The 13384-nt window shown below is 49.4% G+C and carries 13 protein-coding genes and 1 pseudogene; 6 read left to right on the forward strand and 8 right to left on the reverse strand.

The window, feature by feature from the left end:
• Window positions 1-65: 65 nt before the first annotated feature.
• Both G3352_RS09860 and G3352_RS09865 read right to left on the reverse strand, forming a co-directional pair.
• On the reverse strand, window positions 66-500 hold the full coding sequence (locus tag G3352_RS09860; protein WP_163756090.1) for a MarR family winged helix-turn-helix transcriptional regulator: 435 nt from the start codon (window positions 498-500) through the stop codon (window positions 66-68).
• A gap of 211 nt (window positions 501-711) precedes the next feature.
• Window positions 712-1860 carry a DUF418 domain-containing protein gene (locus G3352_RS09865; protein ID WP_163756092.1) on the reverse strand — a complete coding sequence of 383 codons (1149 nt, stop codon included), beginning with the start codon at window positions 1858-1860 and terminating at the stop codon, window positions 712-714.
• Window positions 1861-2033: 173 nt separating this feature from the next.
• Here G3352_RS09865 and G3352_RS09870 point away from each other — a divergent pair, with 173 nt between their 5' ends.
• From G3352_RS09870 to G3352_RS09885, 4 genes and pseudogenes are all read left to right on the forward strand, one after another.
• The gene (locus G3352_RS09870; RefSeq protein ID WP_163756094.1) at window positions 2034-2963 is read left to right on the forward strand and encodes an NUDIX hydrolase; all 930 of its coding nucleotides are present in this window, start codon (window positions 2034-2036) and stop codon (window positions 2961-2963) included.
• An 18-nt stretch (window positions 2964-2981) separates the two neighbouring features.
• On the forward strand, window positions 2982-3479 hold the full coding sequence (locus tag G3352_RS09875; protein WP_163756096.1) for an NADAR family protein: 498 nt from the start codon (window positions 2982-2984) through the stop codon (window positions 3477-3479).
• A pseudogene (locus tag G3352_RS09880) lies at window positions 3460-4397 on the forward strand (TIGR02452 family protein). The gene G3352_RS09875 and the pseudogene G3352_RS09880 overlap by 20 nt, the downstream one beginning before the upstream one ends.
• A 47-nt stretch (window positions 4398-4444) precedes the next feature.
• The gene (locus G3352_RS09885) at window positions 4445-4867 is read left to right on the forward strand and encodes a macro domain-containing protein (protein ID WP_163756098.1); all 423 of its coding nucleotides are present in this window, start codon (window positions 4445-4447) and stop codon (window positions 4865-4867) included.
• A gap of 158 nt (window positions 4868-5025) precedes the next feature.
• On the opposite strand, the gene G3352_RS09890 is transcribed toward G3352_RS09885, so the two are convergent.
• The 6 genes from G3352_RS09890 to G3352_RS09915 form a co-directional block, all read right to left on the reverse strand.
• Window positions 5026-5973 (reverse strand): iron-hydroxamate ABC transporter substrate-binding protein, encoded by a 948-nt coding sequence (locus G3352_RS09890; protein WP_063568242.1) that lies wholly within the window; start codon window positions 5971-5973, stop codon window positions 5026-5028.
• An 89-nt stretch (window positions 5974-6062) separates the two neighbouring features.
• Window positions 6063-7079 carry a FecCD family ABC transporter permease gene (locus tag G3352_RS09895; protein ID WP_163756100.1) on the reverse strand — a complete coding sequence of 339 codons (1017 nt, stop codon included), beginning with the start codon at window positions 7077-7079 and terminating at the stop codon, window positions 6063-6065.
• Between the two features lie 2 nt (window positions 7080-7081).
• A complete protein-coding gene (locus tag G3352_RS09900) occupies window positions 7082-8053 on the reverse strand; it encodes a FecCD family ABC transporter permease (RefSeq protein ID WP_205524825.1) in 972 nt (323 codons plus the stop codon).
• A gap of 202 nt (window positions 8054-8255) precedes the next feature.
• Entirely contained in the window at window positions 8256-9974 is a 1719-nt protein-coding gene (locus G3352_RS09905) for a helix-turn-helix domain-containing protein (protein WP_163756102.1), read from the reverse strand.
• A gap of 33 nt (window positions 9975-10007) precedes the next feature.
• Window positions 10008-10757, reverse strand: coding sequence for an ABC transporter permease (locus G3352_RS09910; protein WP_090952944.1), 750 nt, complete (start codon window positions 10755-10757; stop codon window positions 10008-10010).
• A 9-nt stretch (window positions 10758-10766) separates the two neighbouring features.
• Entirely contained in the window at window positions 10767-11507 is a 741-nt protein-coding gene (locus tag G3352_RS09915; RefSeq protein WP_079695103.1) for an ABC transporter ATP-binding protein, read from the reverse strand.
• Window positions 11508-11735: 228 nt separating this feature from the next.
• Between G3352_RS09915 and G3352_RS09920 the strand changes: the two genes are divergently transcribed.
• Both G3352_RS09920 and pcp read left to right on the forward strand, forming a co-directional pair.
• On the forward strand, window positions 11736-12737 hold the full coding sequence (locus tag G3352_RS09920) for a Gfo/Idh/MocA family protein (protein WP_163756104.1): 1002 nt from the start codon (window positions 11736-11738) through the stop codon (window positions 12735-12737).
• A 21-nt stretch (window positions 12738-12758) separates the two neighbouring features.
• Window positions 12759-13379, forward strand: coding sequence for a pyroglutamyl-peptidase I (pcp, locus tag G3352_RS09925; RefSeq protein ID WP_205524803.1), 621 nt, complete (start codon window positions 12759-12761; stop codon window positions 13377-13379).
• Window positions 13380-13384: the final 5 nt, after the last annotated feature.

Below are 13384 nucleotides of genomic sequence, written 5' to 3' on the forward strand. Positions count from 1 at the left end.
AAAATCACCTCATTCGATATGAAATAATCATGTTGCAAATATTGATGAAGATAGATGAATCTCAATTAATAGTCTCGCAGATTCTGAACCATGCGCTGGGCGAGCGCTGCCATGAGTTGCGATTCTTCAGGTGTAAAATCTTTCTGGGCTTGGCGATCAAGCTCCTGGAATACTTCTCTCAGTTCCTTAAGCGCAGCACGGCCCTGATCGGTCAGATAGACACGCAGACTACGCAGATCCTTCGGGTCAGCTTCACGCCGTATAAACCCCGAGCTTTCCATACGTTTCAGCATTACCGTTACCGTTGCAGGGGCGCGGCGAAGCTGTTCAGCCAGTTGTTTCTGAGTCTGACCATCTTCCCGTTCAAGCTGGAACAGCAGCGGCGGTTGTCCAGGATATAACTCAGGGTGGTTGACGAGCTTCTCATGAACCTTGTAACGCTGTAGCTTGACGAGTTCTGATAATTGGCCCATTAACCGTTCATTTCGAGCTGATTTCATAAGCGCTTCCATCCTTTTGATTAGTCGACTAACTAAATGATAAGTTTCATTTGACATATCGTCAAGTGAAGTTGTTATTTTATTTTTGATTACAAGGATGATTGGTGACTTCCATATTTTTAACATCAAAATCAAATTAAAAGGATAGGGCAACGGAGCATTAATCCGCAAACCTATCCTTTTTTTGAGCATTTTACATATGAAACAAAGGTTACATGGGGGTGGAACGTGAAGTGTCTTTAGCTGCAGGTGAGATGGACAACTTACGCCATACCCACTCGACCGGACCTTGACGAAATCTGCGCAGCCAGAAGTGGGAGAAGATCATTAACACTACACAGATGCTGGCCCACATTAGCAAAATGAACAGGGAGGAAAGCTGTCCACCGAGTCCAAGACCCCATCCATAGAAGAGGGCGGAGGCGATTATATTCTGCAAAATATAGCAGCTCAGAGCCATCTTGCCGATTTCGCCAAAACGGTTAAAGAGGCGAGGGAATATATTTTTGTTCATCATATAAGCAATCAGTCCCAAGTAACCAAGAGTAAGCACGGGAGCGCTAATATAACGGACGAATAGGTCCATAATACCACCAGGAACCAGTAGAAGTAGGTTAAGAGGAATGCCTGCGGCAAGTCCCACAATCATTAAGTTACGACGTTTGAGGCGCCCGGAATCATGATCTGAGAATATTTGGGCCCGCATAAGCAGCGCTCCCAGCAGGAAGAGGAACACATTGAGTGGAATGATGGCAATGGATTCCGTGCGGAAGAAACCGAAGTTGCTAAGGCGGAACATCACTTGCTCCCACCACGTTCCCGAGGCGTATAGACCGGTGATCGTGTCCATGCCATTGAAGGCTGAACCTGATTCCATCGCCAATAATGCCGTAATTCCGGTAATCCCAATCAGATGCACGCCACCTGTGATACCCATCATGATCAGAATGAAACGACGGGAGCGATTAATGATGAAGGAGACGATCATGCCTGTAATGGCATAACTCATCAGAACATCGTATTCCATGACCAGCGTGTAATGCAGCAGACCATCAATCAGCAAAAGTACGCATGTCCAGATGTAGACACCAGGCCAAGTATAGCCTTCACGCTGGGCTTTTTGCCGCTTCATCTCCATGCCAGCCCCGAAGAGTAGCGTGAGCAGTCCGAGAAATTTGCCATTGACCAGCAGCAGCATCATCGTTTGCAGCAGTTGGTCCCCTGAACTCCACCACGGCTCAAGCGGATTACTAAACATTTTGTTCAGATCACCTAAGTTTGCAAACAGCCAGATGTTCGTCCCCAATGTTCCGATAATGGCAAAACCTCTGAGAATATCCAATAATGCGATTCGTTTCATTGTCCCACCTTTTCTAACACAAGTGTTTTAAAATAAAATAACACATTTGTATTAAAAAAAACAACAAATTTATTCCTAATTGGAAATATTGACCGAGGGCAAAAAGATATGTTAGATTGTTATTATCTAATTGTTAATAACAAAATGTTAATAACAGAATGGGGTCTTTCGAAATGACACATGCAGGTAATTCTGATCAAAATCCATTAGATCATCAGAATCACGTGAATATAAGTGAACAACAGTTTCTTGAAAACTATGACGCGGGCGATTACGAACGTCCCTCCGTTACGGTGGATATGTTGGTATTTACAATACGAAGTGAAACGCAGGAGAACTATCGTAAGCTTGCAGAACCTGAGCTCCAGTTGCTGCTGATCCGTCGTGGTGGTCATCCCTATATGGGTCAGTGGGCTCTTCCGGGTGGGTTTGTCTCCATGCAGGAATCGTTGGAAGATGCCGCTAGGCGGGAACTGTTCACCGAAACCGGACTGGATGATATTTACCTGGAGCAGCTGTATACCTGGGGAGATGTGCATCGTGATCCGCGTACGCGTGTAATCAGCTGTTCCTACATGGCGCTGGTCGACAGCAGCGAACTGCAACTTCAGGCTGGCGACGATGCCAGCGAAGCAGACTGGTTCCGAATGGAGCAGCGGCTTCTGGAGGAGAAACGCCATATCCATGAGCGTGGACGTGTGACGGAGCGCAGGGTGCAATTGATTTTGACCAATGGAACAGAGGAATTGTCGGCTGTCATTGAGACGAAGGAAACGTTGGAAGGCAGAGTGCGCAGCAGCAATATTACCGTGAATGAGGTTCAACGAATTGCTTTTGATCATGCGAAGATCATTTACTACGCGCTGGAACGTCTGCGGGCGAAGGTGGAGTATACGGATATTGCTTTCAATTTGATGCCGGAGACATTCACGCTAACTGCTCTTCAGAAAGTATACGAGACCATCAGTGGCAAAAAACTGCTGGCTGCCGCCTTCCGGCGCAAAATCGCCGATTGGGTCATCGAAACGGGGGAGTATACAGGGAATGCTGGACATCGCCCATCCCGTTTATACAGACTGAACCCAGAAAGATTGGCCCCATAAAGTTAGGAGGGAATATCGATGGAGAAGTTTACATTTTTCTGGCGTACAGCGTCTCCGTTCTCACAGTGGCACCCGGCGGATTTTACCGTGAGTGGCGTTCACTACACGAGTGCAGAGCAATACATGATGCATCAGAAAGCACTGCTGTTCGGCGATCAGATTATTGCAGATAAGATCCTGAAAGCAAGCTCCGCATCTGTACAAAAAAAGCTGGGCAGACAGGTCACAGGATTTGACCAGACTGTATGGGAAGCGGAGTGCAAACGTATTGTCTATGAGGGCAACGAAGCCAAATTCACCCAAAACGAACAACTGCTGACCACGCTGCTCGCCACCCGCGGAACGACCCTTGTGGAGGCAAGCCCGGATGACCGCATTTGGGGTGTTGGATTGGCAGAAGAAGACCCGCGCATCCGTAATAGAAAAACGTGGCGGGGAACCAACTGGCTGGGTGAGATCCTCACCCGCCTTAGAGAAAATATAGGAAGTGATGAAGATGAACGATCAACAATATAGGAACAATATTCAGAACAACAATCACAGTAAAACAACAGGCTTCAATAGCACAAATCCACGGTCCAAACGATCCCAAATCGCCAATCAGACGTTGGCTATTCTGGAAGAAGGAGAATACGTGAACGGGTATGATCGCAGGGTTCAGATCGGTATGGATTTACAGCGAGCGATCCGAGATTCGGTCTTATATCGTCCGACGGAGCTTATCGCTCTTCGAGAAAAACGAAGTAAAGAAATGGTTCAGCTGCAACCTTCCGCCGAAGCTTCAGCCGTTCGCATCGAGGTTACGAGCGAGACCACGCTCGCAGCCGCTTCACGTCTTTCTGTGGATGAAGGAAGGAAAGATGTCGTTTGCCTGAACTTTGCATCGGCGAAAAACCCCGTGGCGGCTTCCTTGGAGGCAGCCAGGCACAGGAGGAAAGCTTGGCCCGGGCTACGGGACTGTACCCATGTGTCGCCCAAATGAACGAAATGTATGATTATAATCGCAAGCAGCGATCTTGTCTGTACTCGGATTACATGATCTATTCGCCTGCTGTTCCGGTGATCCGTGATGACGAGGATCGGCTGCTCGACAAATACTATCTGACGTCATTCATTACAGCGCCTGCTGTAAATGCGGGAGTGGTGAGAGAACGGGAAGATGCCGATGATCAGCAGATTGAGTCCGTCATGAAAGGGCGCATTCGCTATATTCTGGACGTGGCCGCGCTGCATGGACATCGAACCATTGTACTAGGTGCATATGGCTGCGGAGTATTCAGGAATGATCCGGCGGACGTAGCGAAGTATTTCCATGATGTATTGGTGGAAGAGAACTTCAGGCATTCCTTTGAACGAATCGTATTTGCCGTATTGGACCGGTCAGCAGGACAGAAAACGCTCAAGGCGTTTGAGGATCATTTGGCGGGAAAGTGAATTGAGAAGTTGGAAAAGTAAAAGGTGTAAGGGGGAAGAGGACAAATATGGAGTTTCGCGAAATACAGCAGGATTTATTCGCCATGGATGATACCTACACGCTTGCACACTGTATTTCCGCAGATGCCCGGATGGGTGCAGGAATTGCTGTACAGTTTCGCCAGCGATTTGGATTGGAAGTTCTCCAGGAGCAGGCGCAGCAGGAGCCACTTGAGATCGGACAATGTTATCCGGTAGGACGTACTCTGAATTTGGTCACCAAGGCCAAGTTTTCGAACAAACCGACCTATCCATCGTTTACCCGAGCCGTTGAATCCATGCGTGACATATGCGTTAGAGATGGGCTCAACAAACTGGCGATGCCGCAAATCGGCTGCGGGCTGGACAGGTTGAAGTGGGATAAGGTGAGGGGCATTATTCAGGATGCTTTTGCGGAAACGGAAGTTGAAATCGTCGTTTGTACCTTGTGATCAGGCCATGCCGACGGACTTTTACCTACAGGCATACCAGGTTGGATACAAAAAAACCTCTGCTTTGAGTGGATGAAGAGAGCATGTTAGCTGACTCTGTTCCTATCTACAAAGAGAGGTTTTTTGGTGTTTTTTAAATGTTGTGCGTAAGGATCATTTTATTTCTTAGAAAACATTTCTTTGGCTTCATCCATGGCCATTTTATTGCCGATCGAAGAATAGTCCAGCCAAGGTTGAGCACCGATCGGGTAGACATGACCTGCTTTGACAGCCTTCAGTCCTTGCCAGATCGGATTGTTTTGCAGCTCTTTGAACATGTTCTGAGCTTCATCATCCGAGTTCACAACAACAAAGATCGCATCTGCATCAAAGTCCGGCAGTATTTCACGTGAAACAACTTGATAGGGTTTGGACGAATCGAATTCCTCAATGCCTTTAGCTGGAGTTAACCCCAGATCTTCATACAAAATCGGGCCCATTGGACGGCGTGTACTGAATACACGCAATTCTTTGGCGGTAACACGGATAGCCATTACGGTGCCGTCACCGATTGTATCGTGAATCAGGGATTTCACTTCTTCCGTTTCAGTTGCATAATCCTGAATGTATTGCTCTGCTTCTTTCTCGCGGTTGACCAGTTTACCAATGTCTTTCAGGTGGTCGCGCCAAGTGCCATCATCCAGATTGAAGACGTGTACAGGAGCAATTTTCTCGAATTTGGCAATATCATCACCGGAAAATTCTTCGTCCAGATAGATGACATCTGGTTTCAGGGCAAGCAAGGCTTCCATGTCCGGGTCCTTAACGGGACCGAGCGGTGTTGTATTTTGAAGACGGTCAGCAACATGGGACAGGAAGGCTTTGGCTTCCCCGCCGATCACCGAACCAACCGGTGTAATGCCGAGGGACAGCAGGTCATTGGTCAGATGGATCGACATGGATGCGATGCGTTGATCCCCGGAAGCGGAATTGGTATCCTGTGTAGCGTTCGAAGTGTCCGTAGTAGAACCTTCCGACGCAGAGGATGAATTATTGGCGTTCCCGCAGGCTGCGAGTACAAGCACCAGACAGATGCTCATGAAGAGCATAAGGTTTTTCTTTAACATGGGTAATCTCAATCTCCTTGAACATCTCATGGATGTCGTTTTTATGTTGGGTGTACCGGTGAATTATTCGGATTGTTCCGATAAAGCCATTACTTGGTTCGTACCAACAGGTATAAAAAGTAAGGTGCGCCTATCGCCGCGACCACAACACCTGCCGGAATGGAATTGGGCTGAAAGATCGTTCGCCCAACCGTATCGGCGGCAACCAGGATCACCATGCCGATGAGTCCTGCGGCTGGGATCAGATGGCGATGCATTGGGCCAACCAGTCTGCGGGCCAGATGCGGCGCCGCCAGACCAATGAATCCGATCCCGCCAGCCATGGACACACTGACGGCAGATAATGCTACCGTGCACAATAGCAAAATAACACGTTGGGATCTGACGGGTGTACCAATACTGGTCGCGGCAGCATCTCCCAGATTGAAGGCATCCAGCGTTTTGGATCGGCTCCATATGTACGAGATGCACAGCACAATCCATGGAAGCAGCGCTTGAACATGAACCCAGTCTCTGCCCCAGACGCTACCTGCCAGCCAGCGGGCGGCGAAGGAATAGGTGTCTTCATCCAAACGCAGGGACAGATAGAGCGTCAGGGCATGGAAACCGGCTGCTACGGCAATGCCGACCAGAATAAGTTTAATGGGGGATACTCCGTTATGTCGGTCATAGGATAGCAGCATGATAATCAACGCCGCAACGACGCTGCCTGCAAAAGCAAACAACGGAATCAGCAAGGCAACTGAGCCATTCATGGAATGGGAGAAACTTACGAATACCATCAATCCAAAAGCTGCTCCTGCATGCAAGCCGAGGATGCCCGGATCGGCCAATGGATTGCGTGTAATGCCTTGCAGTGCTGCACCAGCCGCACCGAGTCCCGCTCCGGCGAGTACAGTGACCAGAATGCGTGGCAGTCGATAGTCGAACAATACAATCTGATCATCCGGCGTACCATAGCCAAGCAGGGTGTGAAGCACGGCTATTGGGGACAGACGAATTGTTCCCGAGTTGAGGCTGATAACGATAACGGCACAGGCGATGCAGAGCAGCGTAACGCTGACCGCTATGGAACGTTTGCCTCGTGAAGGTGTATTGGTGTTCATCGCTATAGGGCCCTCCTTTCTTTACGGGCCAGATAGAGGAAGAAGGGTACACCGACAAAAGCGACCATAATGCCTACTGCCAGTTCCTGAGGCGGGTTCACAATACGTGATCCCAGATCGGCGAGCACCAGCAAGACAGCCCCGAGCAGGGAGGACATCGGAATGATGAGTCGATAATCCACGCCAACCAATTTGCGAGAAATATGTGGAATGACCAGCCCAACAAAGCCGATCGAGCCTACAGCAGAAACGGATACGCCAGCCAGCACAACAACCGCCGTCAAGGCAAACAGCCTGGTCCAACGGAGATTGATTCCGAGATTAATCGCAACTTCTTCTCCTAGCGACATGAGAGATATCCGACGGGCCATAGGCAAAGTAAGCACGAGAGTAACGAGCAGAACAGGCAGAATCAGCTTCAGATGCCGCCATTCAATTCCCCCGAAACCACCCGCATACCAGAAGGCCAAATCCTGGCTCAAGTCAAAATATATGGCGACACCAGTGCTGAGCGAACTCAGCATGGCTGCAATAACGGCACCCGCAACGGTAAGCCTGATGGATGTCAGTCCTCCAGGGGCCGCCATTCCCAGCAGGAAAATGAGCAGCGTGCCAAGCACAGCCCCTGCAAATGACAGGAACATAATCCATCCGTAAGGCAATCCCGGCCAGAAGGCAAAGCTGAGCGCCACGACAAAGGTAGCGCCTGCATTGATCCCCAGAATGCCGGTATCTGCCAGCGGATTACGTGTGATTCCCTGCATGAGCGCTCCGGCCACAGCAAAGGCTGCGCCAATGACAGCAGCAGCAATGACACGTGGCAACCGTAGCTCGTGAATAATCTGATGCGGCGTCAAAGCCGGGTTGTACTGAAATATGGCAGTCCATACGGTCTCCAGTGTCAGCCCCTTGGCACCAAGAGAAATGGCGACAAACATACTAAGCAGCAATGTGGCAATGGCCGCCAAAAACATCAGGCCAACCGTCACTGCGGATTTTCTTGATTTGGACGGACGTTGTGATAGTCCCGGATGTTGAATGCGGGTCACTCCTTTGGTACCAACAACGCTTTGCTGTTGTTATTGATTATCATTATCAATTAGTGAACATTATAAAATCTTAATTCAGGCCCGTACATGGCATAAATTAAGATTCTAGAGATGGACATTTTTTAGATTACAGAAATGCTGGTTTGTTCGTCAACATAGAGAGCGCTTCATCGAGCTGGATGTTGATGGAATACGGAGCATATACCACCCATGAATTCCAGTCTATGACATGCACACGTCCAGCTTTTACCGCAGGATAGTTTTTCCACAACGGATCAACAGTAATCTGCTGCAACAGAGTAGTACGTTCGTGCATGGACGTAACCGCAATCAGCAGCACATCCGCTTCGAGGCCGTCCCATTCTCCAGGCGTGAAAGACATCCAATTGAATCCCACACCGGCAGGTTTGCCCGTTAGTTCCTTCTGAATTCGATCTGGAGGTGACAGATGCAGGCTGCGGTAAAATACATGACCGAAGTTGCGATTGCTGTACATACGCGGTCCTTTTGCAGTTAAGGTACAGATCGCGACGGTGACTTGACCCGCTGTCTCCCTGATCTTTTTGCGAGCCCGCTCCGCCTTACGCTCATGCCGATCCAGCCACTCCTTAGCCGCTTGAGTACGATCCACGATAGAGGCTATTTTCTGCAAATGACCAAACATGTCTGTCTGATTCCAAGGGACGGTGATGATTGGAGCGACATCTCCGATATGTTCCATCGCTTTAGCGGCTGCGTTGTCCTTGGTCAGAATCAAATCGGGATTCACGTCAAGGAATGCTTGGCGTCCCTGTTCCCACGGCTCATAGGCATGGAATGGCAATGTCAACGATTTGGGAACATGGGGCAGATGGCCTTGGATCTGCGCTGCACATGGTGTGATGCCAAGTGTCATCAGGTGATCGGTGTATGGATAGGAGAGTGAGACGATATTTCGATGTACCTGCTTGGCATAGGAAGTAGGCGCATAACCGGCATGGTTCCTGAACCGGCGGCTGAAATAGAATTCATCCCGATAGCCTACCTGGCGGGCTACATCACGAATACGCAGATCTGAAGTCATGAGCAATTCCTTGGCCCGATTCATTCGTAAATGAGTGATATATTCGATAGGATTTTTCTGCATCCGGCTCTTAAACAGCTGTGAATAATACGACGGATGCATACCTGCCAGTTCGGCCAGCTTCTCCAGCTTGATTTCGTTCATATAGTTTTCCCGCATGTACTGTAAGGTTGATCTGAGCCAATGCTCAGGCTCGTCCTGTCCTTCCGCATGCACCTGACCTTCCTGCGGCCAGAGCGTATGAAGCAGATCGGTCAGAAGCAGCTGCACTTTCAGGCTGGTCTGTGAAGCTTCAGTTGTTAATTGTGCGGCAATTCGCTGTATCCCATAGTAAGGGCCTTGAATCCACCCTGTTACAGGTGAACCAAGCTCTCGCTCATATATTCGCCGTTCTTCCGTTTTCTCAGCAACCCGAAACAGATCGAAATGAATGATATACAATTCAATCTCATGGCCCGCATCAGAGAAAAGCTCAAGAGAGTTTCCCGGTGTAGACAAGAAGGCGGATTTACGAGTGACAAGGGATTCGATGCCATTCGCTACCAGCTTGCCCGTGAATTTGTGCATGTAAACAAAGGTATGGTGAGGAAGCTTAGTTTGACTCCATTGCCAATGCGTATTCACAGTAACCAGCTCTGCCTGACGAAGTTCGAGCAGCGCATCGTTCAGAAAAGCATCCATTTCCGTTCGTGTCATGGATTCATCAGTGCGTTTTGGCTGATCTGGTTGGGTCAACATGTGGGTGGCATTCCGATTATTATTAGTGCTTGGATGGGTTAACATGGTGTGACCTCTTTTCCTGACGAGGTTGATATGTCATAGCGAACGCAGCCGCATATCCGATGTGAACCATTGTCGGTATGTCATCAGGCTGAGAAGGATGCTGGTAATGGCGGCTGAGCTTGTAAAAGCAAACACGATCAGAATCTGGTAACGCACGGCCTCAACCGGATCAGCACCCGCAATAATCATGCCTGTCATCATGCCAGGAAGCTGTACAAGTCCTACCGTTTTCATGCCATCGATCGTGGGGATCATACTGGATTTTACAGAACGTTTCAATACGTCCTGAAAAGCACGTCTTGGCGTTGCGCCCAGAGCAAGCAGGGATTCAATCTCTCCTTTGGAGGACTCGACCTCGCGTTTCATCTGATTCAGGAACAGCCCGGACACTACCATGGCATTACCGATGGTCATCCCACTCAATGGAATAATGTATTGGGGAGTAGGCTCTACAATCCCAAGTCCCAACAACAGTCCCATCATGAGCAGCTCCGTAACTGTAATGGCAGCCGCAATATACAAGGAAATCCAGCGAAGTCCTTTGCCGCGTTTGCCAGCATTAATGGAGGCTACTATTATCATGAATCCGACAATGGCAATGATAAGAACGGGGTGGTCCGAGTTAAATATAAATTGAAGTACATATCCGACAAGCAACAGCTGTACAGCGGAACGAACGGTGCCTATAGCAATATCCTTTTCCAGATCAAGCTTCTGCCAGACAGAGATGAGCATAGTGACCATCACAAATATAATGGTAAAACTCAAAGCGATGAGTGACATGATTTCTCCTTATTCTGCCGCAGGGGCAGGGTGCATAATGAATTGTCTGGCCAAGTCAGTGGCCGGATTGTCAAAAAAATGAGCTGTCGGCTGGCGTTCCAGCAGTGTCTGATTGCCCATAAACCAGGTGGTTGTACTGAATGATTGTGCCTGTTCCTGATCATGGGTAACCCAGACGAGCGAAGTACCTTCCTGCTGGCTCCAGCGGGTCAATTGCTCTTCCACCAGGCGTGCGTTGGTCCGATCCAGGGAAGCAGTCACTTCATCCAGCAGCAGGACCTCAGGACGCAGCATCATGGAACGGATTAGGGCTATGCGCTGTTTCTCCCCACCGGAGAGGTCGATGGCCCGCTTATGAATATCAAGATTCTCCAATCCCATCCCTGCAAGCAGGCGGCGGGCGAGGTCCTGATCGTATGGCTGCCTGTGAAGCAGATGCACTGTTTTCAGGTTATCTTCCACACTGCCTGCCAGCATGACAGCCTGCTGTGCGACGTAAGTCATGCGTGTACGCCAGATACGAGGGTCCGAATCCCGATAAGAAATTCCTTTCCAGATCAGGTCTCCTTCATCAGGAATATCCAGCAGGGCGAGAATGCGGAGCAATGTGCTCTTCCCTTGGCCGGATGCACCGAGTATGGCAATACGTTCTCCCTGATCCACTTCTGCGTTCACATGTTCAAATAAAATACGCTGCTCGGTTAAACCGATACGTTTTACTAGTTTATCAATGGTTAAAAGTGTGGACAAAGTCGGGTCGTCCTTTCATCCGTGATCTGCAATCATCTTAGCAAAAATACGAAAAAATTGAAATGAGAGTGAATCTCAATTAGATCATTGAACTTAGAGCATGGAATGTAAGAGATGAAACGGGTCTGACGCAAGCGCTTCTTTTTGGTAAAATAAAGAAGACTCCGTGTTGGCCTAATCGAGATCGTGATCTTTTTAAAATATGTTGATATCAGGGGAGGCTTTACGATGACGAAAGTTGTTGGACGGGATAAGGTGAATTGGGGCATTATGGGTACAGGATGGATTGCATCCCAGTTCGCCCGAGATCTGGAGCATGCCGGAAACGCTGTAAAAGCGGCGGTGGGTTCACGAACATCCGGAAGCGCAGAGAAGTTTGCAGCTGAATATGGTTTTGCACGCGCTTACGGTTCATATGAAGAGATGCTTCAGGACCCTGAAGTGGATATTATTTATGTGGCAACACCGCATCCGCTACATAAGGAAAATGTGCTTGCTTGTTTGGAAGCGGGCAAAGCAGTACTCTGTGAGAAACCGTTTACGATGAATGCCCGTCAGCTGGAGCAACTGGTGGAGAAGGCTCGTGAGCGCAATCTTTTTCTTATGGAAGGCATGTGGACACGCTTTCTGCCACCAATTACCCAAGCGAGAGCATGGATTGCGGAAGGAAGAATCGGCGAGGTACGTTTGGTCAAAGCAGACTTTGGCTTTCGTGTAGGTTGGGAGCCGGAAGGCAGATTGCTCAATCCGGATCTGGGTGGAGGTGCTCTGCTTGATGCTGGGGTATATCCGATCTCCTTCGCGTCCATGATTTTTGGCGAGCAGCCTCAGCATGTGTGGAGTACGGCGAACATTGGACAGACGGGTGTGGACGAACAGTTCTCCGTACTGTTGTCTTATTCCGAAGGACGTTCTGCATCGCTGAATGGGGCCATTCGTCTTAACTTGAGTAACGAAGCGGTCATATATGGCACGGAAGGGTACATTCGTTTACCACTTTTCCTGGCAGGCAAAGAAGCTTATCTGCACGTGAACGGTCTGGACGAACCGGAGACATTTACCGATGACCGGACGTGTATTGGATATGCGTTTGAAGCGGAGGAAGCAGGGCGCTGCATTCTGGAAGGACGTACGGAGAGCAGAACGATCCAACTGGACGAATCCCTGGAAATCATGAAGTTGATGGACACGATTCGTGGGCAGTGGGGCCTGCGTTACAAATCCGAGTAAATAGACAGGAGTGGAAAAGCGATGGTGAAAATTCTGATCTCCGGATTTGAACCTTTTGGCGGGGATGCAGTGAATCCAACGGGAGAGCTGATGGAGGCACTTGCGCAGGAAGTGATAGAGGGAGCGGAGCTGAAAACAGTGCTGCTGCCTGTGCACTTCGATGAATGTGCGGATCTGCTGATCGCAGAGATGGAATCCTATCAACCGGATGTCGTCATCGCCTGTGGTTTGGCCAAAGGCAGGACAGCCATTACACCTGAACGGATTGCTGTTAACGTCAAAGACATTCCTCCTGGCTCCTATGCGGACAACCAAGGCCAGCTTCCCGTGGACGAGCTCATCGTGGAAGGCAGCCCAGACGGTCTGTTCTCCACATTGCCCATTCGTGCGATGGTGAATAACATGGGGGCAGCAGGCATCCCGGCTGCGGTGTCCAATACGGCAGGCACGTATATTTGCAACAATACGATGTACCGGGTGCTGGATCATATTCGGTTGAAGCAGCTTCCGATTCGTGCCGGATTTGTACATTTTCCGGCTTCAACAGAGATGGCTGTGCTTCAGCCTTCGGTGCCGTCACTGCCCATTCCCATGATGCTGGATGCTCTTCGGGTTATGATTCGCACGGTAGCAGCGGAATAATGGTG

This window comes from Paenibacillus sp. ALJ109b, assembly GCF_010747435.1.
Taxonomy (GTDB): domain Bacteria; phylum Bacillota; class Bacilli; order Paenibacillales; family Paenibacillaceae; genus Paenibacillus; species Paenibacillus taichungensis.